General features: G+C 65.0%; 20 protein-coding genes and 1 tRNA gene. 14 read left to right on the forward strand and 7 right to left on the reverse strand.

Features of this window, described 5'->3' with window-relative positions; all coding sequences use genetic code 11:
- Window positions 1-11: 11 nt before the first annotated feature.
- The 7 genes from IFU00_10525 (at window position 12) to IFU00_10555 (ending at window position 5,231) form a co-directional block, all read left to right on the forward strand.
- On the forward strand, window positions 12-1,628 hold the full coding sequence (locus IFU00_10525) for a YdiU family protein (GenBank protein ID MBD8542719.1): 1,617 nt from the start codon (window positions 12-14) through the stop codon (window positions 1,626-1,628).
- A gap of 31 nt (window positions 1,629-1,659) precedes the next feature.
- Window positions 1,660-2,055 (forward strand): peptide-methionine (R)-S-oxide reductase MsrB, encoded by a 396-nt coding sequence (gene msrB, locus IFU00_10530; GenBank protein MBD8542720.1) that lies wholly within the window; start codon window positions 1,660-1,662, stop codon window positions 2,053-2,055.
- Between the two features lie 13 nt (window positions 2,056-2,068).
- Complete coding sequence (locus IFU00_10535; GenBank protein ID MBD8542721.1) at window positions 2,069-2,701, forward strand: septation protein A; 633 nt, start codon at window positions 2,069-2,071, stop codon at window positions 2,699-2,701.
- Window positions 2,698-2,991 (forward strand): BolA family transcriptional regulator, encoded by a 294-nt coding sequence (locus IFU00_10540; protein ID MBD8542722.1) that lies wholly within the window; start codon window positions 2,698-2,700, stop codon window positions 2,989-2,991. Before IFU00_10535 ends, IFU00_10540 begins: the two co-directional genes overlap by 4 nt.
- Before the next feature lie 104 nt (window positions 2,992-3,095).
- Complete coding sequence (locus tag IFU00_10545) at window positions 3,096-3,875, forward strand: peptidyl-prolyl cis-trans isomerase (GenBank protein ID MBD8542723.1); 780 nt, start codon at window positions 3,096-3,098, stop codon at window positions 3,873-3,875.
- Between the two features lie 84 nt (window positions 3,876-3,959).
- Window positions 3,960-4,736, forward strand: a complete 777-nt coding sequence (locus IFU00_10550; protein ID MBD8542724.1) for a peptidyl-prolyl cis-trans isomerase — start codon at window positions 3,960-3,962, stop codon at window positions 4,734-4,736.
- A gap of 114 nt (window positions 4,737-4,850) precedes the next feature.
- Window positions 4,851-5,231 (forward strand): GNAT family N-acetyltransferase, encoded by a 381-nt coding sequence (locus tag IFU00_10555; protein MBD8542725.1) that lies wholly within the window; start codon window positions 4,851-4,853, stop codon window positions 5,229-5,231.
- A gap of 382 nt (window positions 5,232-5,613) precedes the next feature.
- On the opposite strand, the gene purL is transcribed toward IFU00_10555, so the two are convergent.
- On the reverse strand, window positions 5,614-9,645 hold the full coding sequence (gene purL / locus IFU00_10560) for a phosphoribosylformylglycinamidine synthase (protein MBD8542726.1): 4,032 nt from the start codon (window positions 9,643-9,645) through the stop codon (window positions 5,614-5,616).
- Window positions 9,646-9,879: 234 nt separating this feature from the next.
- Between purL and IFU00_10565 the strand changes: the two genes are divergently transcribed.
- From IFU00_10565 to IFU00_10580, 4 genes are all read left to right on the forward strand, one after another.
- On the forward strand, window positions 9,880-11,511 hold the full coding sequence (locus IFU00_10565) for a response regulator (protein ID MBD8542727.1): 1,632 nt from the start codon (window positions 9,880-9,882) through the stop codon (window positions 11,509-11,511).
- A gap of 11 nt (window positions 11,512-11,522) precedes the next feature.
- Window positions 11,523-12,830 (forward strand): TonB family protein, encoded by a 1,308-nt coding sequence (locus IFU00_10570; protein ID MBD8542728.1) that lies wholly within the window; start codon window positions 11,523-11,525, stop codon window positions 12,828-12,830.
- 28 nt (window positions 12,831-12,858) lie between these two features.
- Window positions 12,859-13,098 carry a hypothetical protein gene (locus IFU00_10575; protein ID MBD8542729.1) on the forward strand — a complete coding sequence of 80 codons (240 nt, stop codon included), beginning with the start codon at window positions 12,859-12,861 and terminating at the stop codon, window positions 13,096-13,098.
- 81 nt (window positions 13,099-13,179) lie between these two features.
- Window positions 13,180-14,106, forward strand: coding sequence for a YdcF family protein (locus IFU00_10580; GenBank protein ID MBD8542730.1), 927 nt, complete (start codon window positions 13,180-13,182; stop codon window positions 14,104-14,106).
- Here the strand turns inward: IFU00_10580 and IFU00_10585 are convergent.
- Together IFU00_10585 and IFU00_10590 are read right to left on the reverse strand one after the other, a co-directional pair.
- Window positions 14,103-14,576: an FKBP-type peptidyl-prolyl cis-trans isomerase gene (locus tag IFU00_10585; protein MBD8542731.1), complete on the reverse strand. Its 474-nt coding sequence runs from the start codon at window positions 14,574-14,576 to the stop codon at window positions 14,103-14,105. The two genes, IFU00_10580 and IFU00_10585, sit on opposite strands and share 4 nt — an antisense overlap.
- A 90-nt stretch (window positions 14,577-14,666) precedes the next feature.
- Window positions 14,667-18,266, reverse strand: a complete 3,600-nt coding sequence (locus IFU00_10590) for a hydantoinase B/oxoprolinase family protein (protein ID MBD8542732.1) — start codon at window positions 18,264-18,266, stop codon at window positions 14,667-14,669.
- Between the two features lie 109 nt (window positions 18,267-18,375).
- On the opposite strand from IFU00_10590, the gene IFU00_10595 reads away from it, so the two are divergent.
- Window positions 18,376-19,896 (forward strand): NAD(P)H-hydrate dehydratase, encoded by a 1,521-nt coding sequence (locus IFU00_10595; protein MBD8542733.1) that lies wholly within the window; start codon window positions 18,376-18,378, stop codon window positions 19,894-19,896.
- A gap of 4 nt (window positions 19,897-19,900) precedes the next feature.
- Here IFU00_10595 and IFU00_10600 read toward each other — a convergent pair whose 3' ends face one another.
- Window positions 19,901-20,578 (reverse strand): ABC transporter ATP-binding protein, encoded by a 678-nt coding sequence (locus IFU00_10600; protein MBD8542734.1) that lies wholly within the window; start codon window positions 20,576-20,578, stop codon window positions 19,901-19,903.
- A gap of 49 nt (window positions 20,579-20,627) precedes the next feature.
- On the opposite strand from IFU00_10600, the gene IFU00_10605 reads away from it, so the two are divergent.
- The gene (locus IFU00_10605) at window positions 20,628-21,284 is read left to right on the forward strand and encodes an arylesterase (GenBank protein ID MBD8542735.1); all 657 of its coding nucleotides are present in this window, start codon (window positions 20,628-20,630) and stop codon (window positions 21,282-21,284) included.
- A complete protein-coding gene (gene mnmH, locus IFU00_10610) occupies window positions 21,281-22,342 on the forward strand; it encodes a tRNA 2-selenouridine(34) synthase MnmH (GenBank protein ID MBD8542736.1) in 1,062 nt (353 codons plus the stop codon). The genes IFU00_10605 and mnmH overlap by 4 nt, the downstream gene beginning before the upstream one ends.
- Before the next feature lie 2 nt (window positions 22,343-22,344).
- Here the strand turns inward: mnmH and IFU00_10615 are convergent, their stop codons facing one another.
- The 3 genes from IFU00_10615 to IFU00_10625 form a co-directional block, all read right to left on the reverse strand.
- Complete coding sequence (locus tag IFU00_10615; protein ID MBD8542737.1) at window positions 22,345-24,507, reverse strand: glycoside hydrolase family 3 C-terminal domain-containing protein; 2,163 nt, start codon at window positions 24,505-24,507, stop codon at window positions 22,345-22,347.
- A gap of 125 nt (window positions 24,508-24,632) precedes the next feature.
- Window positions 24,633-26,552, reverse strand: a complete 1,920-nt coding sequence (locus tag IFU00_10620) for a SurA N-terminal domain-containing protein (GenBank protein MBD8542738.1) — start codon at window positions 26,550-26,552, stop codon at window positions 24,633-24,635.
- Between the two features lie 116 nt (window positions 26,553-26,668).
- A tRNA-Asp gene (locus IFU00_10625) sits at window positions 26,669-26,745 on the reverse strand.
- Window positions 26,746-26,759 lie beyond the last annotated feature (14 nt).

Raw genomic sequence — 26,759 nt, forward strand, 5'->3', positions numbered from 1 at the left:
GCGCGGCGTCAATGCAATTCGATGATGCAGCGCCGCATCGCTCAGGTGCTGCCCGGCCGGCGTCGTTACAGGGTGTAACGCGCGTGAACCGGTATGCCCGATCACGCGTAATATCACGGTCGGGTAAAATCGTTTCATTGCCGACCACGCCAACGAGGACTGCCATCACTGCCGATGAACTTGCACTGAACAATTCTTTCGCCGAATTGCCGCCAGCGTTTTACACGCGCCTGATGCCCACGCCATTGCCTGCGCCGCATTTCATCGCGGCCAGCCAACCTGCGGCCGCCCTGATCGGGCTGACTGTCGAGGATCTCGCGCGCCCTGATTTTGTCGAGGTCTTCACCGGCAACAAGGTGGCGCCGCGTTCGCAACCGCTTGCCGCCGTGTATTCCGGCCACCAGTTCGGTGTCTGGGCCGGCCAGCTCGGCGACGGCCGCGCGATCACGCTGGGCGACATCGCCACTCCCGCCGGGCCGATGGAAATCCAGCTCAAGGGCGCAGGGCGCACGCCGTATTCCCGCATGGGTGACGGCCGCGCCGTGCTGCGCTCGTCGATCCGCGAGTTTTTGTGTTCCGAAGCGATGGCGGCGCTGGGCATCCCGACCACGCGCGCGCTGTCCCTGACCGGCTCGCCGCAAGGCATCGCCCGCGAAACGCTCGAAACGGCCGCCGTCGTGGCGCGCATGGCGCCGACGTTTGTTCGCTTCGGCTCGTTCGAGCACTGGGCATCGCATGACCGCCAGGACGAGCTGCGCGTGCTTGCCGACTACGTCATCGGGCAGTTCTATCCCGAACTCGCGGGTGAAGCCAATCCCTATGCGGCGCTGCTGGCCGAAGTCACGCGCCGCACCGCGCGCATGATTGCGCACTGGCAGGCCGTGGGCTTCATGCACGGCGTCATGAACACCGACAATATGTCGATCCTGGGCCTGACGCTCGACTATGGCCCGTTCGGCTTCATGGAAGCGTTCGACGCGCGCCACATCTGCAACCACACGGACCAGGGCGGGCGCTATTCGTATGCCAACCAGGTGCCGGTCGGCCACTGGAACTGCTATGCGCTGGGCAATGCCCTGCTGCCGCTGATCGGCGAACCCGAGGTGGCCGAAGAAGCCCTCGCCGTATATCGGCCCGAATTCGGCCGTCAGATGGATATCCTGATGCACGGCAAGCTGGGCCTGCAAGACAGCCAGGACGGCGACGCCAAGCTGTTCGAAGACACGATCGAGCTGCTGCAGGCGAACCACGCCGACTTCACGCTGTTTTTCCGCCTGCTTGGCGACCTGCAGGTGGCCGCGCCCGGGCAGGATGAACCGCTGCGCGATCTGTTCATCGACCGCGCTTCGTTCGACGCCTGGGCCACGATCTACCGCACCCGCCTGCGCAACGAACACAGCGTGGACGCTACCCGGCGCGCTGCGATGAACCTGGTCAATCCCAAGTACATCCTGCGCAACTACCTGGCCCAGACGGCCATCGAACAGGCCCAGATCGGCGATTTCAGCGGCGTGCACAAGCTGCTGGCCGTGCTCGAGCGCCCGTTCGACGAACAACCCGACAATGCTGCCTACGCCGAGCTGCCGCCCGATTGGGCCGCGCATCTCGAAGTGAGCTGCTCTTCATAAACACACCAACGAGACACGAGGAAACCACATCATGACCGACAAAGTCACCAAGACCGACGCCGAGTGGCGTAACCAGCTCGATCCAATGGAATACGAAGTCACGCGCCATGCGGCCACCGAACGCGCCTTTACGGGCAAGTTCTGGGACCACCACGAGCATGGCATTTACAGCTGCGTCTGCTGCAACACGCCACTGTTCGAATCGGACACCAAGTTCGACTCGGGCTGCGGCTGGCCAAGCTACTTCCGTGCACTCGATCCGGCCAATGTGATCGAGAAAACCGACCGTACCCACGGCATGGTGCGCACCGAAGTCATTTGCGGCGTCTGCGACGCGCACCTGGGCCACGTGTTCCCGGACGGTCCGCCGCCAACCGGCCTGCGCTATTGCATCAATTCCGCTTCGATGCGGTTCGACCCGGCCTGAGAGTGATTGCACGATGAAATTCCTGTTCGACTTTTTCCCGGTCCTGCTGTTCTTCGGCGTCTATAAGTATGGCGACAGCAACCAGGCCTGGGCGCATCGCATGGCCGTCGAGTATCTCGGCCCCCTGATTGCCGGCGGCGGCGTGCCGCCGTCACAGTCGGCGATCCTGCTGGCCACTGCCGTGGCCATCATCGCCACCGTGTGCCAGGTCGGTTACCTGCTGGCGCGCGGGCGCAAGGTCGACAATGCGATGTGGCTGACGCTGGGCGTGATCCTCGTCGCCGGCGGCGCCACGATCTATTTCCACGACGACCTGTTCATCAAGTGGAAGCCGACGATCCTGTACTGGGCATTCGCACTGGGTCTGTTCATCGCGCAAGTGTTTTATCGCAAGAACCTGATCCGCTCGGTGATGGAGCCGAACATGAAACTGCCCGAGCCGTTCTGGAACCGCATTGGCTACATCTGGATGGCGTTCTTCGTCGCGATGGGTTTGCTGAACCTGCTGATGGCGTTCGTGGTCTTCCATAACGATACCGGCGCCTGGGTCAGCTTCAAGCTGTTCGGCTTTACCGCCATATTCTTTGCCTTCATCATGATTCAAACGATGATGCTCTACAAATACATCAAGGAGGAAGACGCATGACCACTCTGACAGACAAAAGCGATCGCGAACCACGCATGCGCGCCCAGCTCGAAGCCGAGCTGGCCCCTACCCTGCTCGAGATCAGCGACGACTCGCACCTGCACGCAGGCCACGCTGGCGCGGCCTCCGGCGGCAGCCATTATTCGGTCAAAATCGTGTCGTCGCGGTTCGAAGGCCTCAAGCTGGTCATGCGCCATCGTCTTGTGTATGATGCCGTGCACGATATGATCAACAAGGCGGAAATCCACGCTCTGGCCATCAACGCCATCGCGCCTTCCGAGCTGACCTGAAAGCGGGTTTTCAGGTAGTTTTAAGAAATTTGCCCGACAATCGAACAGATAAGTACACCACCTGAACTTCTCTTGTCCAGTTAAAACCCGTCACAGGAATACACATGACCTTTAAGCCCGCTCGCCTGCTGTTAGCCCTCGTTGCCATCGCATCGGCTCCGGCCTTTGCCCAGAACATCGCAGTGGTCAACGGCAAGGCGATTCCTTCGGCACGCGCCGACGCCGTCGTCAAGCAGGTCGTTGCCCAGAACCAGGGCAAGGATTCGCCAGAGCTGCGCGAAGCCGTCAAGAACGACCTGATCGCGCGCGAAGTGCTGATGCAAGAAGCCGTCAAGCAAGGCTGGGACAAGAAGCCTGAAGTGCGCGAAGCCATGGACAGCGCCCGCCAGTCGATCGTCGTCAACGCACTGGCCCGCGATTACATCGCCAAGAACCCGGTGACCGATGCCGAGATCAAGGCCGCCTACGACAAGGTCAAGGCAGAAACGGGCGACAAGGAATACCACGTCCGCCACATCCTGATGACGACCGAAGCCGAAGCCAAGGCAGCGATTGCCAAGATCAAGGGCGGCGCCAAGTTCGAAGACGTCGCCAAGACCTCGAAAGACACCGGCACTGCCAACACCGGCGGTGATCTGGACTGGGTCACCCCGAACACGATGCCGCCAGAATTCGCGGCCGGCTTCACCAAGCTCGCCAAGGGCGCGATCACCGACGTGCCGGTCAAGACCAATGCCGGTTTCCACGTGATCAAGCTGGACGACACCCGCGCGACCAAGCTGCCACCGATGGAGCAGGTCAAGCCACAGATCTCCGAGACGCTCGCGCAAGAGAAGCTGCGTGACTTCCAGGAGCAAATGGTCAAGAAGGCAAAGGTGCAGTAAGATGTATTGTCGCCGGCGCGCACACTGCACGCCGGCATTCGTCGCCTGCGGCGATACTTTTCGAGTTTATATAGGATCTCAACGATGATTTTGAAGCCAGCCAGCCTGTTGTTCGCCATGATTGCAGTCGTTGCCGTGCCTGCCCTCGCGCAGAACGCCGCTACCGTCAATGGCAAGGCAATCCCGCAAGCTCGGGTCGACCAGCTGGTCAAGCAGGTCGTGGCCCAGGGCCGCGCTGCGGACTCCCCTGACCTGCGCGAAGCGATCAAGAAAGACCTGATCAGCCGTGAAGTATTGATCCAGGAAGCCGACAAGCAGAACATCGGCGCCCGCGCCGACGTCAAGTCGGCCATCGACAACGCCCGTCAAAGCATCATCATCAACGCGATGCTGGCGGATTACGTAAAGAAGAACCCGGTCAAGGATACCGACGTCAAAGCCGAGTATGACAAGCAGAAAGCGCTGATCGGCGACAAGGAATACCACGCACGTCACATCCTGGTCGACTCCGAAGCCGATGCCAAGGGCATCATCGCCAAGCTGAAAGCCGGCGGCAAGTTCGACGAACTGGCCAAGCAGTCGAAAGACGGCAGCGCACAGAACGGCGGCGATCTGGGCTGGGCCAGCGCGGCCACCTACGTGCCTGAGTTCTCGAAGGCCATGGTCGCCCTGCAAAAAGGCGCCATCACCGAAACGCCTGTGAAATCGCAGTTCGGTTTCCACGTCATCAAGCTGGAAGACGTGCGCGCAGCCAAGGTGCCGGCGCTGGAAGAAGTCAAGCAGCAAGTCACCGAAGGTCTGCAGCAGCGTCAGCTGGCAGCCTATCGCGAGACCCTGGTCAAGAAAGCCAAAGTGCAGTAATTCGCTGCCTGGCTGGACCGCAAAGAGCGCACCCAAGGGTGCGCTCTTTTTATTTGGAGGCTGGCGTTTATGCATCCCGTATTTCGTGAAGCGGCGTACAACGATATACCGCACATGACCCGCATCCGCCTGGCGGTGACCGAGAACGTCTTGCGCGACCCCACGAGAATCACGCCGCAGATGTATGCCGATTTTCTGGAAAAGCATGGTCGCGGCTGGGTGGCGCTGGTCGATGACGAGATCGTCGCATTCAGCTACGCCAACAAGATCGACGGGTCAATCTGGGCCCTGTTCGTCGATCCGCGTTTCGAGGGACAAGGACTGGGCAAGGAATTGCTGGCAACGGCATCTGGGTGGCTGTTCTCGCTGGGGTTCAGACGCGTGACACTGAGCACCGGCGCACGCACCAGAGCCGCGCAGTTCTACACGCGACTGGGTTGGCGCCCTGCGCCGTCAAGCAACGACGACGTCATCTTCGTGCTCAACGCCTCATAAGATGAGCGACGATGCCACCCACGCGTCCAAATTCACTTCAAGAGCCTCAAAAGCCGGGGTCAGGTCTGACATTCGGACACGACCTCGACATATAACTTACCAAAGCTGGGGGTCGGGTCTGACAATTGGACACGAACTCGACAGTCAACCGGTCCGGGTTCGCTGGCATCGTCCATGCTGACTCTGAACAAGCCATCATTGGAAGTGGCTAAAGCTGAGGTCGTGTCCGAATGTCAGACCTGACCCCAGCTGTGACCCCGGCTGAGAAGTGGCTAAAGCTGAGGTCGTGTCCGAATGTCAGACCTGACCCCGGCTGTGCCGGCTGTGCTACGGCGCAAAAAAAAACGCCTCCGAGGAGGCGTTTTTCATTTCAGTCAGCCGATCAGCCGACCCACTTGCGTGCGTTGCGGAACATTCGCATCCATGGCGATTCGTCGCCCCAGGATTCCGGTGCCCACGAATGCACCGAGGCGCGGAAGACGCGCTCGGCGTGTGGCATCAGGACCGTGAAGCGGCCATCGGCCGTCGTCACCGACGTCAGTCCACCCGGCGAGCCGTTCGGGTTGAACGGGTACGTTTCGGTGGCCTGGCCGCGGTTGTCGACGAAGCGCATCGCCTTGATCGATGCGTCGTAGTCGCCCGTCAGCGAGAAGTCGGCGAAGCCTTCGCCGTGCGCGATGGCGATCGGCGCGTGGGTGCCGGCCATGCCCTGGAAGAAGATCGATGGCGAATCCAGCACTTCAACCATGCCAAAGCGCGCTTCGAATTGCTCCGACTTGTTGCGGGTGAACTTCGGCCATGCCTGCGCACCCGGGATGATCGACTTCAGGTTGCTCATCATCTGGCAGCCGTTGCAGACGCCCAGGCCGAAGGTGTCCTGGCGCGCGAAGAAGCGGGCGAACTGGTCCGACAGCTGCGGATTGAACAGGATGGTCTTGGCCCAGCCTTCGCCGGCGCCCAGCACGTCGCCGTACGAGAAGCCGCCCACGGCGATCACGCCATGGAAGTCGTCCAGCTTGGCGCGGCCGGCGATCAGGTCGCTCATGTGCACGTCGACGGCAGCGAAGCCCGCCTGGTGCATGACCCAGGCCGTCTCGATGTGCGAGTTGACGCCCTGCTCGCGCAGGATCGCCACGCGCGGACGCTTGCCGGTCGCGATGAACGGCGCAGCAACATCCTCGTCCAGGTTGAAGCTGATCTTCGGCGTCATGCCGATATCGTGCTCGTCCAGCAGGCGATCGTATTCGGCGTCCGCGCACGCCGGATTGTCGCGCAGGCGCGCGATGCGCCAGCTGGTCTCGCTCCACAGGCGGTGCAGGCTGCTGCGTTTTTCGTTGTAGATGACTTTCGCGTCGCGCGTGAATTCGATCGCGCCACGGTCGTTCAGTTTGCCGATGATGTGGCTGCACGCACCGAGACCGGCTTCGCGCAGCACGTTCATGACAGCCGTCTTGTCGTCCATGCGCACCTGGAAGACGGCGCCCAGTTCTTCACTGAACAGCGCGCGCAGCGTCATTTCGTTGCGGCGCTCGGCCACCTGGCCGGTCCAGTTCTTGGCGTCGCCCCAGTCAGCCGCGTGCTCGCTCTCCATCGTCAGGATGTCGAGGTTGACCGACACGCCGGTGCGACCGGCAAAGGCCATCTCGGCCAGCGTCGCGAACAGGCCGCCGTCCGAGCGGTCGTGGTAAGCAAGCAGCTTGCCGTCCTTGTTCAGCGCCTGAATTGCGCCGAACAGCGCTTTCAGGTCGTCCGGCGAATCGACGTCCGGCACCGAGTCACCCAACTGCTGCGTGACTTGCGCCAGGATCGAGGCGCCCAGGCGATTCTTGCCGCGCCCCAGGTCGACCAGGATCAGCGCCGTCTCGCCCGCGTCCGTCCGCAGTTGGGGCGTCAGCGAGCGGCGGATATCGGCCACGGGTGCGAATGCCGAAACGATCAGCGATACCGGCGAGATCACGGCCTTAGCGGCGCCAGCGTCGTTCCAGGTCGTGCGCATCGACAGCGAATCCTTGCCGACCGGGATCGACACGCCCAACGCCGGGCACAGTTCCATGCCGACCGCTTTCACGGTGTCGAACAGTGCGGCGTCCTGGCCCGGCTGGCCGCAGGCCGCCATCCAGTTGGCCGACAGCTTGATGTCCGAGATATCGTCGATCGCGGCGGCCGCGATATTCATGATCGACTCGGCCACGGCCATCCGGCCCGATGCGGCAGCGTCGATCACGGCCAGCGGCGTACGCTCGCCCATCGCCATCGCTTCGCCGAGGAAGCCGTCGTAGGCCATTGCCGTGACGGCGCAATCGGCCACCGGCACCTGCCACGGGCCGACCATCTGGTCGCGCACCGTCATGCCGCCAACCGTGCGGTCGCCGATCGTGATCAGGAACGATTTGTCGCCCACGGTGGGATTCTGCAGCACGCGGCGCGCCGCTTCCACCAGCTCGATGCCCGTCAGGTCCACCGGCGGGAAGGTGTTCTGCACATGCTGCACGTCGCGCGTCATCTTCGGCGGTTTGCCGAGCAGGACGTCCATCGGCATGTCAACGGGCGACGCATTCGGGCCACCGGCCTGCTCTTCGTCGAGCAGGCGCAGCTGACGCTCTTCGGTCGCGGTACCGACGACGGCAAACGGGCAACGCTCACGCTCGCACAGCGCGGCGAACTTCGCCAGGCTCTCGGGCGCGATCGCCAGCACGTAGCGTTCCTGCGATTCGTTGGACCAGATTTCTTTAGGCGCCAGGCCGCTTTCTTCAAGCGGCACCTTGCGCAGATTGAAGATCGCGCCGCGCTTGGCGTCGTTGACGATTTCCGGGAACGCATTCGACAGGCCGCCCGCGCCCACGTCGTGGATCGAGATGATCGGATTGTGCGCGCCCAGCTGCCAGCAGCCGTTGATGACTTCCTGTGCGCGGCGTTCCATCTCCGGATTGCCGCGCTGGACCGAGTCGAAGTCCAGGTCGGCCGTGTTGGTGCCGGTGGCCATCGACGACGCGGCGCTGCCGCCCATGCCGATGCGCATGCCAGGGCCGCCCAGCTGGATCAGCAGGCTGCCGACCGGGATGTCGTCCTTGTGCGTGTGCGCGGCCGAGATGCTGCCGATGCCGCCGGCGATCATGATCGGCTTGTGATAGCCGTAGACCGCGCCGGCTGCGCCGACGTTCTGTTCATAGGTGCGGAAGTAGCCGCCCAGGACCGGCCGGCCAAATTCATTGGAAAACGCGGCGCCGCCGATCGGACCTTCGATCATGATCTGCAGTGGCGAGGCGATGCGTTCCGGCTTGCCGTACAGGGCATCCGAGCGCACCTGGCCCGTCACGTCCGACGCGTTTTCCCACGGCCGCACGGCATCGGGAATCACCAGGTTCGAGACCGTGAAGCCGGCCAGGCCTGCCTTCGGCTTGGCGCCGCGGCCCGTTGCGCCTTCGTCGCGGATTTCGCCTCCGGCGCCGGTGGAGGCGCCCGGGAATGGCGAGATCGCGGTCGGGTGATTGTGCGTCTCGACCTTCATCAGGGTGTGCACGAGCTCCGTCGACGGGCCGTATTCTTCGCCATCGCGCGGGAAGAACCGGGTGACGGTCGCGCCTTCGATGATCGACGAGTTGTCGCTGTAGGCGACGACGGTGCCGCGCGGGTTCAGCTGGTGCGTGTTCTTGATCATGCCGAACAGCGAGATGCTCTGCTTCTCGCCGTCGATGACCCAGTCGGCATTGAAGATCTTGTGGCGGCAGTGCTCCGAGTTCGCCTGCGCGAACATCATCAGCTCGACGTCGGTCGGGTTGCGCTGCGCCTTCGTGAACGCGTCGTTCAGGTAATCGACTTCGTCGTCCGACATCGCCAGACCGAGTTCGGTGTTGGCGCGCACCAGTGCGGCGCGGCCAAGACCCAGCACGTCGATGCTCTCGAGCTGCTTGCCCTCGAGTTCATTGAACAGGTGCTGCGCGTCGTCGGCATTGCGCAGGACGGTATCGGTCATGCGGTCGTGGAGCAGGCCGATCACCGCCTGCAGCTCGTCGTCCGCCAGCTTCTTGGGCGCGCCGAAGCTGCTGCCGAGGATGCCGGTCTTGAGCACGACGGTATAGCCGATGCCGCGCTCGATGCGGTGGACATGGCCCATGCCGCAGTTGCGGGCGATATCGGTCGCTTTCGAGGCCCACGGCGAAATGGTGCCCAGGCGCGGGATGACGAAGAATGCTTCGGTGACGCCTTCGTACAGGGTTTCCGGCGCAGGCTCGCCATAGGTGAGCATGGCCGACAGGCGCGACGTATCGTCGATGGACAGTGGCGCGCTGGTGTCGATGAAATGGTAGAAACGGCCCTGGACGGCGGCGATCGACGGGGCGACAGCTTGCAGTTGGCTCAGGAGGCGTTGGCTACGGAAGGCGGACAGGGCATTGGAACCCGGCAGAATCAACATGGCTTGGACAGTCGGTTGATGCAGCGTCGCTGCTAGGGTGGAAGATAGGCCGGTATTATACAGCCTCGCCCCTCTGGCCGGGCCGTCATCGACGACCGGCTGGCACCCCGCGCACGCAGCGCACTGGTTTCCTTGATCGATTCGGCACTTGCCGGTATCTTAACGGTGGACAATCTTGCGATGTGCGCCGTCCGGCGTACGCGGCCAGAGCAGACAAGAGCGACGAGAGCGACGATGCAAGAAAACGCGAACCTGGCGGTGCTGGTGGTCGATCCCAATCCGGGCATGCGCACCAGCCTGCAAAACATGCTGGGCCTGGCCGGCATCACGAAGATCGAACACGCGGTCAATGCCAACACGGCGATCCGCCAATTGCAGCAACGCGCGTTCGACATCATCCTGTGCGAATACGACCTGGCCAGCGGCGCCGGCGAAGGCCAGGACGGCCAGCAACTGCTGGAAGACCTGCGCCAGCATCGCCTCATCACACCGTCGACCATCTTCATCATGCTCACGTCCGAGGCCGAGCGCGCCAAGGTCGTCAGCGCTGCCGAACTGGCCCCCACTGACTACCTGCTCAAACCGTTCACGGTCGACTTGATCAGCACGCGCATCAAGCGCGCGCTCGATCGTCGCACCGCCCTGCTCCCCGCCTGGCAACTGGCGGCGCAAGGCAGGCTGCGCGAGGCGATCGTCGCGTGCGCCAGCGACGCCCAGGCGCAGCCGCGCTTCGCGGCCGACCTCGCGCGCGTGCGCGCCGAACTACACACGACGCTGGGCGAACATGCCGAAGCTGCTGCTGTCTACCGCGATGTGCTGGCCCAACGCCCGCTGGGCTGGGCGGTGCTGGGCCTGGCGCGCACGATGCTCGCGCTGGATCAGATTGATGACGCCCGCGCGATCCTCGAAGAACTGCTGGTGGCCAACCCGCGCCTGATGTCTGCCTACGACCTGCTCGCGCACTGCCTCGAAGCGGACGGCGAGCCGGCACTGGCCCAGAGCGTGCTGGCCGATGCGGTCGCCATCTCGCCGCACGTCGTGGGGCGCCTGCGCAAACTGGGCGAGCTCGCGCTGACCACGGGCGACATGGCCGTGGCCGAGACGTCGTTCCGCCAGGTCGTGGGCAAGGCGCGCTACTCGGCGTTTCGCGATCCCGAAGACCACGTCAGCCTGGTCAAGACGCTGGTGGCGCGTGGCGACCTGCTGCAGGCCAGCGGCGCGATCCGCGACCTCGAACGCACGCTGCGCGCGGCCCCGGGCTACGATGCCTGCCACGCCTATGCCAACGCGCTCCTGCACGACAAGACCGGCAATAGCGGCGCGGCCGTGGCCGGCCTGCAGAACGCCGTGTCGGCGGTGCGCGCCAACAATGCGCTGTCCTCCAGCCTCAAACTCGAACTGGCGCGCGCCTGCCTGGCACACCGGCTCGACGAGCAGGCCGCCGGCGTGATGCTGACCGTGGTGAATGACGCCAGCAGCGGGGTCTCGCCCGACCAGGCAATGACGGTCTTCGTGAATGCCGGCCGCGCCGACCTGCTGGAAAACATGGACCAGCAGCTCAAGGCGCAGGCGCAGATCCTGCTGGGCGTGGCCGACGAAAAACGCAATATGGGCGACGTGCGCGGCGCGGTCCAGACGCTGCGCGAAGCGCTGCACCTGGCGCCGCACAACCTGCAGGTGATGGCAGCCACCGCCGGCGGCATTCTTCGCCAGATCAACGAACTGGGCTGGGACCATCCACTGGGCCAGACCGCGGCCGGGCTGCTGGATGGCATCCGGGCCCAGGATGCGCAGCATCCAAGGCTGGCCACGCTGACCGAGGAATACCAGGCAGCACGGCGCAAGTACGGGATCGCGGCCGGCTGAACGCCGTGCTCATGACCTGCATGCAAGCCGTCCTGCTCTACCTTGCCATCGGCGCGACTGCCATCACCGGGTCGGGCATCGCACGCGCCGCCGACGCGCAGTCGGCACTTAAATTCGATTTGTACGCCTGCCAGCGCCCCGTCTGGCCTGCCGCCGCGCTGGCGCAGCACGCCAGCGGCACGACCACGCTCGAATTACGCATCCACGAAAAAGGCTATCTCCTCGAAGCGCGCGTGACCGGTTCTGCGGGCCGGGCCGACCTGGACGAGGCTGCGCTCGACAACACGCGCGGTTGCACCTATCACGCGGTGGTATCCACGGGCGAGGTGCCGAGCGGCTGGCTCAAGACGCAATTCAAATGGTCATACACCGGCACATTCCCGGCGTCCGACGCGTCGCTGCTGGTGGCCACTACGGCGCAGGCGACCGGCGGCGATCCGGCGGCCCAGAACCGGCTCGGCACCTGGTACGAGCGCGGCACCCACGTCAAGACCGATCTCGCACAAGCCGCGCTCTGGTACGAAAGGGCGGCGCGGGCCGGCAATGCGCATGCACAGAACAATCTGGGCGTCCTGTACCTGCGCGGCGCCGGCGTACAGCGCGATCGGCAGAAGGCAACCTGGTGGTACGCACAGGCGGCCGCACAGGGGCATGGCTGGGCGCAGGCCAACCTGGCCTGGAGTTATCAACATGGCCTGGGCAACGACCTCGACCCCGAACTGGCCACTTACTGGCTGACGCAAGCCGCCGATGGTGGCCTGCCTGACGCCCAGATACGACTCGGCACCATGCTGATGCGCAGCGCAGTAAACGACGATGAACGCCATACCGCTGCCGGCTGGCTGGCGCGCGCTGCGGCGCGGGATGACCCATCCGGGTTGTACCTGCTGGGCCGCACGTACGAGCTGGGGCTCGGCAATGTGCAGGACGACGTCGAGGCAGCAGCACTGTACCGCAAGGCACTGGGCCGTAGCGACGGGCGGGCCGAAACTGCCCTCGGCGTCCTGCTCGATACGCTGCGGGCGCAGCCGCAGGCTGACGATGAAGCGGCGCTCCTGTACGAGCGCGCCATGGGAGCGCGCCACCCGACCGCGTTCTACCGGTATGGATTGTTGCTGGAACAGCGCGGCGAGGAAGCGCTCGCCGTTGCCCTGTACCAGCACGCCGCCGCGCAGCGCAACTGCGACGCCGTGCTCAGATATGTGCAATTGCGGCCCGCGGTGCTGGTGGCGGATCCCCGGGACAGTCATCCGCCGCTTTGGGAACGCCGGCAACGCTCGTGCAGGACCGACCCCGCAATGCAGCCGCGCTTCGAATGATCCTGCAACCTCACCACGACCACCTGCCATGGCATTGCTCTCTCTCGCTCTGACGCTGCTGTCGGCCTTGACCTTCTGGCTCGCCATCCCGATCTTCATCCTGCCGCCGCTGGGCGCGTATGCCGGTTATCGGGCGTATCGCACGCGCCGGCAACAGCAGCCGCGCATGAGCCGGACACGGAAGCTGGTGTGGATGCTGCCCATGCTGCTCGCCATCGTCGCCATGCCTCTCGAACTGTACGTGCTCAACGCCGGCTATCGAGCCTAGGCCTGCAAACTTGACGCACTGCACAAGTTACGGTCTACTGTCGATGTCATTGTTACTACAGCGGCCCGATCGCCTTCCATTTTGCTCGACCTAATCAACGCCCTTCCCCGCAACCTCTTCCTGCCTCCCACCAGCCTGTTCCTGATCATCGCGCTGGGTTTGTTGCTGTGGCGTTTCCGGCCCAGAGCCGGGCGCATCGTCGCCGGTACCGGGCTCGCCCTGCTGACCTTCATGTCGAGTCACGCGGGATCGAGCTTCCTGGTCGGACCGCTGGAGCAGATGACCAAGCCGCTGGCGCGGCCCGAGAGCGCCGGCGCCCAGGCCATCGTCGTCCTGGCAGCGGGCCGGTTGCGCAGCGCGGGCGAATACGACAACCGCGACATCCCCGACCATACCGCGCTGGCGCGCCTGCGCTACGGCGCGCACCTGCAGCGACGCACCGGCCTGCCAATTCTGGTCACGGGCGGCAATGGCGGCAGTGGCGTCGATCCGGCCAGAATCGACATGGGATACACCAAGGCTGATGCGATGGCCAGGGCGCTGCGCGAGGATTTCGGGGTGCCGGTCAAGTGGATCGAACGGCGTTCGCGCGACACGGGCGAGAATGCCATCTACAGCAATGTGCTGCTGCGCCCGGCGGGGATCAAACGAATTTTGCTGGTGACCGATGCGATGCACATGCACCGCGCGCGCAATGTGTTCGAGCGCGAAGGCCTTGAGGTGGTCGAAGCGCCGACCATGTTCGTCTACAACCCGCACTACGGATTCGATGCGTGGCTGCCAAGCGCGGAAGGCATGCGGCGCTCGTGGTATGCAACCTATGAGCTGCTGGGTCTTGCGTGGTACCGGATCCGGGATCGCGAAGCGCCGGGCGCCAAACAGGATGCGGTGGCAACGCCACCGCGCCGGACGACAGTGGCGCCGCCGTTGACACCGGCGCCAGCACTGGAGACAGCACCGGCGCTGGAGAAAGCACCGGCACCGGCAAAGGCACCGGCTGCGAATTAAAGGACGTCGAGCAGTTCGACCTCGAACACCAGCGTGGCGTTTGGCGGAATCGGACCCGCGCCGCCGGCGCCATAGCCCATGTCGGCCGGCACGATCAGCGTGCGCTTGCCGCCGACTTTCATGCCCTGCACGCCCACATCCCATCCCTTGATGACCTGGCCGGCGCCGAGCTGGAACTTGAACGGCTCGCGACCGATCGACGAATCGAACTCCTTGCCGCGCTGCTGCGGCGCCGCCGGCTCGTACAGCCAGCCGGTGTAGTTGACGACAGCGGTCGCGCCGGCCGTGGCTTCCTTGCCGGTGCCGACGACGGTGTCGATCTGTTGGGAGGCGACGGCCGGCGCAGTGGCGCTGGCGGTGCTGTCAGCGCTGGCAGCAGCAGGGGTGGCCGGTGCTTCGGCGCGCTTGCAGGCGGTGACCGTCAGCAGCATTGCCGCCACCAGGGCGGAGCAGGTCAGTACACGTTTCATGGTTTCTCTCATAGGGTGAATAATGTGGTGAAAATCGGTGCTGGTGCAGCATACAGGGCGCGCGGGCGCGCCACAATATGCCGCCCCATCCTAGGGCTTGCCGTAACCGCCGCCGCCCGGCGTCTCGATGACGAACACGTCGCCCGCGGCCATGTCGATCTTGCCGATATGGCCTACCTGCTCGATGCGGCCATCGGCACGCTCGACGCTGTTTTTGCCGCGCGCTGCCTCGCCGCCACCGGCCATGCCGAACGGTGCGTGAATCCGGTTGTTCGACAGGATCGCCGCCGTCATCGGCTCTAAAAAGCGCACCCGGCGAACGCCGCCATTCCCACCATGCCAGCGCCCCGCCCCGCCCGAATTCGGACGAATTTCATAACGCTCAAGTCGCACGGGAAAGCGGAATTCCAGGATCTCGGGATCCGTCAGGCGCGAGTTGGTCATATTGGTCTGGACCACGTCGGTGCCGTCGAAACCGTCGCCCGCGCCGGAGCCGCCCGAGATGGTCTCGTAATACTGATAGCGCTCATTGCCGAACGTGAAGTTGTTCATCGTGCCCTGCGCCGCCGCCATCACGCCCAGCGCGCCATACAGCGCATTGGTGATGCAGGTCGACGTTTCGACATTGCCCGACACGACCGACGCCGGATAATGCGGATTGAGCATCGAGCCGGGCGGAATGATCACCTTCAGCGGTTTCAAACATCCGGCGTTCAGCGGAATCTCATCGTCGACCAGCGTGCGGAACACATACAGCACGGCGGCCATGCACACGGCCGACGGGGCATTGAAGTTGTTCGGCAGCTGGCCGGACGTGCCGGTGAAGTCGATTTCCGCACTGCGCGCCGCAGCGTCCACGCGAATCGCGACGTCGATGTGCGCGCCGTTATCGAGCTGGTAGTGGAAGCTGCCATCCTTGAGCGCCGAGATCACGCGCCGCACAGCCTCTTCGGCATTGTCCTGCACGTGGCCCATGTAGGCGCGTACGACGTCCAGGCCAAAGTGCGCGACCATTTTGTGCAGCTCTTCGACGCCTTTCTGGTTCGCGGCCACCTGCGCGCGCAGGTCGGCCAGGTTCTGGTCGGGATTGCGCGCCGGGTAGCGCGCACCCACCAGCAGCGCGCGCGCCGCGTCTTCGCGCAGCACGCCGTCCTGACCGTCAATCAACCTGAAATTGTTGATCAGGACGCCCTCCTGCTCGATGTGGCTCGAGTCGGGCGGCATCGAGCCTGGCGTGGTGCCGCCGATGTCGGCGTGGTGGCCGCGCGAGCCGACATAGAACAGGATCTCGCCGCCCGCTTCGTCGAACACGGGCGAGATCACCGTCACGTCGGGCAGGTGCGTGCCGCCGTTGTACGGGTCGTTCAGGATGTACACGTCGCCTGCATGCATGCGGCCAGCGTTCTCGCGCATCACGGTCTTGATGCTCTCGCCCATCGAACCCAGGTGCACCGGCATGTGCGGTGCGTTGGCCACCAGGTTGCCATTCTGGTCGAAGATCGCGCAGCTGAAGTCGAGCCGTTCCTTGATGTTGACCGAGTGCGCCGTGTTCTGCAGACGCAGGCCCATCTGCTCGGCGATCGACATGAACAGGTTGTTGAAGATCTCGAGCATCACCGGATCGGCCGTGGTGCCGATCGCGCGCCGTTCGGGCAGGGCTTCCACGCGCTGCAGCACCAGATGGCCATACGGCGTCACGCGCGCTTCCCAGCCCGGCTCGACGACCGTGGTCGCATTGTCTTCGGCGATGATCGCCGGCCCGCGCACCGCATGTCCCGGCTGCAGCGCGCCGCGGGCATAGACACCGGTATCGTGCCAGCGGCCCGCGCTGTACATGCGCGCGACATCCTGTGGGGCAGATTCCCCGACCTGCGCGGTGGAGGCCACCAACTGCTCCGGCGGCGCATCGGACTGGCCGATGGCCTCGACCGACACCGCCTCGACGATCAGCGCGCGCGCCGGCATCAGGAACGAATAGCGGCGTTTATAGGCTTGTTCAAACTGCGCCGTCATCGCTGCCATGTCGCCCGCAAGCACGACCAGCGCCGAGTCGGTGCCTTCGTAGCGCAGGTGCACGCGTTCGACGAGCGTGATGCGAGCGGGCGCGACACCCTGCGCCTGCAACTGCGCGCGCGCGGCCTCACCCAGGACGCCGAGACGCCCGGCCAGCGCCGGCAGTACCGCATCGACCAGCCGCTCTTCGACGGCCTGCTCGCGCATCGCGCTCTGGTCGGCCAGCCCCATGCCATACGCCGACAGCACGCCCGCCAGCGAGTGGATGAACACCGTCTGCATGCCCAGGGCATCGGCCACGAGGCACGCGTGCTGGCCGCCGGCGCCGCCAAAACTGGTGAGCACGTAGTCGGTGACGTCATGGCCGCGCTGCACCGAGATCTGCTTGATCGCGTTGGCCATATTGCCTACTGCGATCGCGATGAAACCTTCGGCCACCGCTTCCGGCGCGGGCCGTTCACCCGTCGCGGCGCCAATCTCGTTCGCCAGCGCATCGAAACCGCGGCGCACGGCGGCGACGTCCAATGCTTCATCGCCGCGCTGGCCGAACAGGTGCGGGAAATAATCGGGCTGCACCTTGCCGAGCATGACGTTGCAGTCGGTGACGGCGAGCGGGCCGCCGCGCCGGTAGCTGGCCGGGCCGGGATTGGCGCCGGCGCTGTCCGGCCCCACGCGATAGCGGCTGCCGTCGAAGTGCAGGATTGAACCGCCGCCGGCAGCGACAGTATGGATGCTCATCATCGGCGCGCGCATGCGCACGCCGGCAACCTGGGTTTCGAACACGCGCTCGAATTCGCCCGCAAAATGGGATACATCGGTCGAGGTGCCGCCCATGTCGAAGCCGATCACGCGCTCGAAGCCGGCCTGCCGGCTCGCGCGCACCATGCCGACGATGCCGCCGGCGGGGCCGGACAGGATGCTGTCCTTGCCCTGGAACGCGCGCGCATCGGTCAGGCCGCCATTGGACTGCATGAACTGCAGGTTCACGCCGGGCAGTTCGTCGGCCACCTGGTCGACATAGCGGCGCAGGATCGGCGACAGATAGGCGTCGACCACCGTCGTGTCGCCACGCGCGACGAGCTTCATCATCGGGCTCACTTCATGCGAAACCGACACCTGCGTGAAGCCGATCGCGCGCGCGATGCGGGCCACTGCCGCCTCGTGCGCCGTGTAGCGGTAGCCGTGCATGAAGACGATGGCCAGCGAGCGCAGGCCGGCGTCGAACGCCGCCTGCAGGCTGGCCTGGGTAGCTGCTTCATCGAGCGGCTGCACGATGTCGCCGTGCGCGCCGACGCGTTCATCGATTTCGATCACCTGCGCATACAGCAGCTCGGGCAGCACGATGTGGCGGTCGAACAGGCGGGGCCGGTTCTGGTAGGCGATGCGCAGCGCGTCGCGGTAGCCGCGCGTGATGGCCAGCACGGTCGGCTCGCCCTTGCGCTCGAGCAGCGCATTGGTGGCCACGGTCGTGCCCATTTTGACCGCCTCGATGCCGGCTGCCGGCAGCGGCGCGCCCGCGGCAACGCCCAGCAGGTGACGGATGCCGGCAACGGCCGCGTCGCGGTACTGTTCGGGGTGCTCGGACAGGAGCTTGTGCGTGACGAGTTGCCCATCCGGGCGGCGCCCCACGATATCGGTGAATGTGCCGCCACGGTCGATCCAGAACTGCCAATCCATACTCACTCCCTGTGCTGACCAGATGATGGCAGCCATTGTAGTGCGGACGGCGCGCCAACGTTGGCGCGAATGCACGACAATGGTCGCATTCTCATTCACGCAAACGACCATGGCATACCCTCTCTACACCGTCGCGCAGCTGCGCGCCATCGAACACGCGGCCAGCAGCACGCTGGCGCCGGGCACCTTGATGACCCGCGCCGGCAAGGCCGCCGCCGACTATGCGCTCGAGTTATTGCGCGCATCAGCGGGTGCATCTCCGGATGGCCTGCGTGGCGCGCCGGTGCTGGTGCTGGCCGGCCCCGGCAACAATGGCGGCGATGCGCTGGAGGTGGCGGCCAACCTGGCCGAAGCCGGTGTCAACGCCACCGTCCTGCACTTGCCGGGCGACGGTAACGACGACGCCTCGAGCGAAACCGCCGCGGCCTACGAGCGCGCGCGTTCCGGCACGGTCGGCTGGCTCGACATGCTGCCGCCCGATGGCCAGTGGGCGCTCGTCGTCGACGGCTTGTTCGGGATCGGCCTGACGCGCGCGCTCACCGGCGAATACCGCGAGGTCGTTGCGGGCCTCGACGGTCTGCGCTGCCCGATCCTGGCGCTGGACGTGCCGAGTGGCCTGGACGCCGACACGGGCGCCGTCATCGGCCCGGACGGCATCGCGGTGCGCGCCACGCACACGATCACGTTCATCGCCGACAAGCCGGGCCTGCACACGGCCGACGGGCGCGATCATGCAGGCGTCGTGCATGTAGACGCGCTCGGCGTGGATGCGGCAGCAACGACCACGACGGCAGCCATGAACGGGCTGCCATCGTTTGCGCACTGCTTCGCGGCGCGCCGCCAGAACTCGCACAAGGGCAGCTTTGGCGACGTCGCCGTGATCGGTGGCGCGCACGGCATGGCCGGTGCACCGGTACTGGCCGCGCGCGGCGCGCTGTATGCCGGCGCGGGGCGCGTGTATGTCGCGGCGCTCAACACGCCGCCCGGCTACGACAGCAGCCAGCCCGAAATCATGTTCCGCGCGGCCGACGACCTGGATCTGTTTGGCCGTACGCTGGTGCTAGGGCCGGGCATGGGCGATTCGGTCGACGCGATCCGGCTGGTGGCCAAGGCGCTCGACAGCGACTGCCCGCTGGTGCTCGACGCCGATGCGCTGAACCTCATCGGCGCCAGCCCCGACCTGCAGACGCGCCTGGCCCAGCGAAGCGCACCGGCCGTGCTCACGCCGCATCCGCTGGAAGCGGCCCGAATGCTGGGCATGACGGTGTCGGTGGTGCAGGCCGACCGCCTGGCCAGCGCGCGTGAACTCGCACAGCGCATGCATGCGGTCGTGATTCTCAAAGGGTCCGGCACCGTGATCGCCGGGCCCGATGGCGCAGTGCTGATCAACCCGACCGGCAACGCGGGGCTGGCCACGGCGGGCAGTGGTGACGTGCTGGCAGGGATCTGCGGCGCCCTGCTCGCGCAAGGCTGGCCGGGCAAGGAAGCGGCAGCGGCGGCGGCCTGGTTGCATGGCGCCGCGGCCGACGCGCTGGTCGAAGATGGCGTGGGGCCGATCGGCCTGACCGCCGGCGAGCTGCCAGCGGCCGTGCGCAAGGTGCTCAACGCGCAGGTGCGCGCAGGCAGCTGATTAATTATTTGACGAGGCGGCCCGCGGCGATCGTGATCGTCCGGCCGCAACGTGCGGCCATGCCCGGATCGTGCGTGACCAGCACCAGCGTCGAGCCGCGTTCGCGATTGAGTTCGAACATCAGTCCGATGATCGATTCGCCGGTGGCGGCATCGAGGCTGCCGGTGGGCTCGTCGGCAAACAGCAGCGGCGGCTGCGTGACAAAAGCGCGCGCCAGCGCAACGCGCTGCTGCTCACCGCCCGACAAAAACTTGGGATAGTGCTTCAGGCGGCTGCCCAGGCCGACGCGGCCCAGCATGTCGGCCGCCTTCTCGCGCGCACCGGATTCGCCCCGCAATTCGAGCGGCAGCATCACGTTCTCGAGCGCGTTCAGGTGCGTGAGCAGCTGGAACGACTGGAACACGAAGCCCAGCTTGGCCTTGCGGAACGCGGCGCGGCCGTCTTCATCGAGCGCGAAGATATCGGTGCCATCCAGGCGCACGGTGCCGGACGATGGCGTGTCCAGGCCTGCCAGCAGGCCCAGCAGCGTCGACTTGCCGGAGCCGGAAGCGCCGACGAGCGCGAGCGTCTCTGCCGGTTGCACGGTAAAATCAATCTCTTGCAGGATGGTCAGCTCGCCGCTGGCGTCAGCGACCTTCTTCGACAAGCCACTGACCTGGATCGCGGGCGGCCGGCCTGTCATTACATCGACGTCAGTGACGTCATTTTTGAATGCCTCGGGATGATCACGCATGCTTGCTTTTCTTAAGAACGCAGTTCTCGGTAAATTAATTGTCGGCGCTGCACTGGGGTTGAGTCTGTCCCTGGCGGCGACGGCGAACGCTTATTCTGCACCAAAAACCGTACTCGTGGTGGGCGACAGCCTGTCGGCCGAATACGGCATCGCCCGTGGCGCCGGCTGGGTCGCACTGCTCGAACAGAAAATGAAGAGCGAAAAAATCGACGCCAGGGTCGTCAACGCCAGCATCAGCGGCGAGACCACCAGTGGCGGCAAGGCGCGCCTGCCTGCCCTGCTGGGCCAGCACAAGCCGGACCTGGTCGTGATCGAACTGGGCGCCAACGACGGGCTGCGCGGCTTGCCCGTGCCGTCAGCCGAAGCGAACCTGCGCGCAATGATCGCCGCAGCGCAGGCGCAGAAAGCGCGCGTGCTGCTGGTGGGCATGCGCATGCCGCCCAACTACGGGCGCGCCTACACCGAGCGCTTCTTCGGCATGTTCAAGACCGTGGCGACGTCGACCAAATCGCCGCTGGTGCCGTTCATGCTTGAAGGCGTGGCCGACAAACCTGCCCTGTTCCAGCAAGACCGCCTGCATCCGACCGCGCAGGCGCATCCCATCATCCTAAACAATATCTGGCCGACGTTTGAAAAAATGGTGAAGCAGCCATGAAGTACCCGGAAGTCGCAGGGTTCGACGCCCTGCTCCCGCGCCTCGGTGAATTCGACGCGATCATCGACGTGCGCAGCGAAGCCGAATTCGCACTCGACCATATCCCCGGTGCGATCAACTGCCCGGTGCTGAACAACGATGAACGCATCCTGGTCGGCACGCTGTACAAGCAGACCAGCGCTTTCGACGCCAAGAAAGCCGGCGCGCCGATCATCGCGCGCAATATCGCGCACCACATCGACACGCTGTTTCACGACAAGCCGCGCGACTGGCGTCCGCTGGTGTACTGCTGGCGCGGCGGTAACCGCAGCGGCGCGATGGCACTGATCATGGCGCGCATCGGCTGGCCCGTGGCGCAGCTCGAGGGCGGCTACAAGAATTACCGGGCCTGGGTCAGCGCGGCGCTGGCCGAGCCGCCTGCCGTCGATTTCCGCGTCGTCTGCGGCCCTACCGGCAGCGGCAAGAGTCGCCTGCTCGAAACGCTCGACGGCATCGGCGCGCAGGTACTCGACCTGGAGCAACTGGCCGCGCACCGCGGCTCGGTGCTGGGTCACTTGCCGAACGAACCACAGCCAAGCCAAAAGATGTTCGAGACGCTGGTGCTGGCCAAGCTGCGCAGCTTCGACCTGGCCCGCCCCGTGTTCGTCGAAGCCGAGAGCAAGAAGGTCGGCAACCTGCGCGTGCCGGATGCCGTGATGGTGCGCATGCGCGCCGCGCCCTGCATCGACCTGCAACTGGCGCGCCCCGCGCGCGTGCGTTTGCTGATGGAAGACTATCAGCACTTCTGCGCCGATCCTTCCGTGCTGGCCGATCAGCTGACGCACCTGACATTGGTACATGGCCGCGCCAAGATCGCTGACTGGCAGGCGATGGCGCAAGGCGGCGCGCTGCCGGCGCTGGTCGACGAGCTGCTGGTGCAGCACTATGACCCGGCCTACCTGCGCTCGATCGACCGCAACTTCGTGCAGTATCCGCAGGCGCAGGTGGTGCAACTGGCCGATATTGGCACCAGGGATTTCCTGGACGCGGCGCGCCGCCTGCACGACGTGCCCGCCTGAGGCTACGGCGCGATCCGACGCAGCTCGTCGATCGCGACATCCCGCCAGAGCGTGTCGTCGCGCGCGTGCTGCGCCGCCCACACACGGTAGACGCCGGGCTCGATGACGAAGCCCGGCCTGTCGCCGCCCACCCGGTAGCGTGCAAGGATGCGCGGCTCAAGGTCGAGTTCGACGGTAGCGCGTTCGCCGGCTGCCAGGGTTGTTTTGGTGAAGCCTGCCAGGCGCCTGACAAAGCCGTCGGCGCCCTGCTTGTCGACGTAGATCTGCACCACGACTGCGCCCGTGCACGCGCCGGTATTGGCCACCTCAACGCTCGCGCTATACCGCCCGTCAACGCTGACGCGCAGACCGGCCAGTTCAAACGTCGTGTACGACAGGCCGAACCCGAACGGGAACAGCGGCTGATGCCCTTCACGCGTGAACCACCGATAACCGACATCCGACCCTTCAAGATCGTAATCGAGCGGGATGATGCCGCCCTTGCGCGGCGTGGCCGGGTTGGACGTCGTGGTTTCCGGATCGATCTGTTCGGGGCGCGGCAACTGCGACTCGCTGGCCGGGAACGTCACAGGCAAGCGGCCCGATGGATTGACGCGCCCGAACAGCACGCCCGCCACGGCCGGCCCGCCGCCCGATCCCGGGTACCATGCGGCCAGGATCGCGGCCACGCGGTCGCGCCACGGCATCGTGACGGGGCCGCCCGACTGGATGACGACGATCGTCGCCGGGTTGACGCCGGCAATGGCCTCGATCAGCGCATCCTGGTCGTCGGGCAGTGCGAGGCCCACGGCGTCGAGGCCTTCCGAGCGCCACTCCTGCGCGAACACGATCACCGCATCGGCGTTGCGCGCGGCGTCCAGCACCTGTTGCCGATCGGTGCCGTCGACGAACACGACGTCGCGGGCGCCGCTTTCTTCTTCGATCGCGTTGACGAGCGACGACGGCTGGACGACCTTGGCCACGTCCATCCCCATGATGCTGGTGCCGGGCAGCTGCAGGCTGCCGATGGGCGTTACGGCCGATGAACCGCCGCCACACAGCACGCCATGGTCGGCATGCTCGCCGACCACCAGCAACCGGGCCAGGCGCTGCGGCAGCGGCAGCGTGGCGTTCCGGTTCGTGAGCAGCACGATGCCTTCTTCGGCCTGGCGCTGCGCGATCAGCTTGTGCTGGCTGAAGTCGACCGGCTGCATGCGGTCGTCAGGCAACGCTTGATCGAGCGCGCCGACACTGATCAGGCCTGTGAGGATGCGTGCGACCATATCGTCGATGCGCGCCTGCGGCACCTGGCCCTCGCGCACCGCATCGCGCAGGGCCTGGCCGAAGTAATGCGCATTGTCGAGATTGGCGCCCGATTGCACGTCGAGGCCTGCGAGTGCCGCCTTGACGGTCGAATGCGTGGCGCCCCAGTCCGACATGACCCAGCCGGCGTAACCCCATTCATCCTTGAGCACCTGCTGCAGCAGGAAGGCGTTCTCGGACGCATAGTGACCATTGACCAGGTTATAGCCGGGCATGACGGCGCCAGGCTTGCCGATCGCTATCGCGATCTGGAACGCCAGCAGGTCGGATTCGCGCAACGCCGCTTCGGCCAGGTTCGCGCTGACCATCACGCGCCCGGTTTCCTGGCCATTGGCGACGAAATGCTTGACGGTCGACACCACGCGCTGCGCCTGGATGCCGGCAACCGAGTGGCCGGCCAGCTCGCCGGTGAGCAGCGGGTCCTCGCTGATGTATTCGAAATTGCGGCCACCGCGTGGTTCGCGGATCAGGTTCGCGCCACCTGCAAGCTGCACATTGAAGCCCTTGGCCCGCGCTTCGCGTCCGACCAGCGCGCCGCTGTCGTGTGCGAGCTGGCGGTTGAAGGTGGCGCCCAGCAACAGCGAGCTGGGCAATCCCGTCGCATGGTCACCAGGGCGCACGCCGCCGATATTGCTGATCCCGAGACTAGCGTCGGCCTGCTGCATGGCAGGGATGCCCAGCCGTGGGACGCCCGGGTAGAACGCAGCCGAACCGATGGCGCCCTGCGCTTTGAGCTCGTCCGTCAGAGGAATGGCCATCGGGCCGGACAGCCAGGCAAATTTTTCGTCCTCCGTCATGCGCGCGACGAGATCCTGAGCGCGCTGACGGCTCGTGGTGGCAGTGGTCATTGGAAGTCCCTTCATGATGGAGAGTAGCTGATCCGTCCAGTGTTCCAGATGCCATCCGCCGGGTCGGTTAAGCACATCGCAAAAAAGCCCGGCTGCTTGCGCAACCGGGCTTTTTCAGTGAAGACCGAACAGGCGACGACTTACTGCGCGTCGGTATTCGTGCCCAGCTGCGACGGCGTGGCCGTTACCTTGGCCTTGGCCTTGACCTTCAGCGCTTCGACGTAATCGACCATCTGCTGCTGGCCCATCATGTTGCCGATCTGGTCCGCTTCCTGCTTGCGGCGCGCCGCGTCGAGCTGCGCCGGCTGCGAGACCTTGTTGATTCGATAGACGGCGTAACCCTGGCCCGGCACATCGACACCGACATACGCCGGCAGCTTGGTGGCGTCAGCCTTGAGCACGGCAATCGCACCGGGCTGGTTGATCGTCGGCTGCTTGGTCCGCGAGACGACCACTGGTGCGCCGAAACCGGTTGCGTCGCCTGCCGCCTTGGCTGCCGCCAGCTTGGCTTCGCCTGCCTGCCGTGCCAGGCGCACTGCTTCCTCGATCGTCACGCGCTGACGAATCTGCGCCTCGACCTCGGACAGCGGACGCTTGGCCGCCGGACGCAGTTCAACGACGCGGCCTGCCACCAGCACGCTTGGCGCGACTTCCACTGCTTCGGTATTGCGCTTGTTCTTCAATGCGTCGTTGCCGAACAGCGCCGTCAGGAACTTGGCGTTGTTGAACGGTGCATCGCCCAGCGCCGGATTTGGCGTACGGGTCAGGTTGTCGACGGTCTGGATCTGCAGCTTGAGCTTGTCGGCCACCGGCTTCAGGCTATCCGACTGGTCATACGCGGTCTCGGTAAAGACGCCAGCCAGTTCGGTGTACTTGGCAGCCATCTTCTGCTTCTTGAGGTCGCCTGCAATCTGCTCACGCGCCGTGTCCAGCGACTTTTGCGTCGCCGGCTTGATCGAATTGAGCTTGATGATGTGCCAGCCGAATTCCGACTGCACCAGGCCGCTCGTCTCGCCCTCTTTCAACGCGTAGATCGAATCTTCAACCGACTTGACGAACAGGCCCTTTTCAACCACGCCCAGATCGCCGCCAGCCTGCGCCGAGCCCGGATCCTGCGAGTTGGCCTTGGCAATGGCGGCAAAATTGGCCGGCGCTGCGCGCACTTGCGCCAGCACGGCTTCCGCTTTCGTCTTCGCTGCAGCCTGATCGGCTGGCTTGGCGTCCTTGGCCACCGTGATCAGGATGTGGCTGGCGCTGCGCTGCTCGGGCGTCGTGTAGTTCTTGAGGTTCTTGTTGTAGAAGTCGCTGATTTCGGCATCCGACACCTGCACCTGGTTTTCGACGGTAGCGGCGTTGAAGACGACGTACTCGGCCTTGACCTGCTCAGGAATCTGGAACAGCGTTGCGTTCTTGTCGTAGTACGCCTTGACCATCGCATCGGAAACTTTCACCTGCGGCAGATAGGTCGCAATCGGGAACACGATCTCCTGCACTTCACGTTCCTGATCGTTGATGTTCGACAGGCGCGTTGCGACGCTGCGCGGTGCAAATGCGGTGGCCTGGATCGAACCGGTCAGCTGCTGCACGGTGAGGTCACGGCGCAGGCGCTGGTCGAACATCGCCGGCGTCATGCCTTGCGCTGCCAGGGCGGCCTTGTAGCCTTCCATGTCGAAGCCACCGTCCGGCTGGCGGAACTGCTGGATCTCCATGATGGTCTTCTGCAGTGTTGCATCGCTGACATTCATGTGCGAGCGGGCGATCTCGGTACTGATGGCGCGTTCGCCGACCAGATTATTGAGGATCGTTTTCTTGGCTTCGGCGGTCTCGAACATCTTCTGGTCGAACTGGGCGCCCATCATCTGGCGTGCCTGATCGATCTGACGACGCTGCGCATCTTCCCATTCCTGGCGCGAGATCTTTTCGCCGCCAACGGTGGCGACGTGGGTCCCGGCATCGTTACTCTGGTAACTCTCCATCCCGACAAACACGAACGATGGGACGATCAAAAGAAGCAGGATCCCGTACATCCAACGCTTGTTGTTCCGAATAAATTCAAACATGGTCAGCCATTCAAGGTTGAGAATGCAATAACAGCACAAGTTAAAAAAAAAGGCGAACTCGCGTTCGCCTCTTCTGGCGGAGCTACCCTGAAGGGCACTCCATACTACTCGAATTCTGGCGGAGCGGACGGGACTCGAACCCGCGACCCCCGGCGTGACAGGCCGGTATTCTAACCAACTGAACTACCGCTCCAGACATACTGTCTG

This window comes from Oxalobacteraceae sp. CFBP 8761 (assembly GCA_014841595.1).
Lineage (GTDB): Bacteria > Pseudomonadota > Gammaproteobacteria > Burkholderiales > Burkholderiaceae_D > Telluria.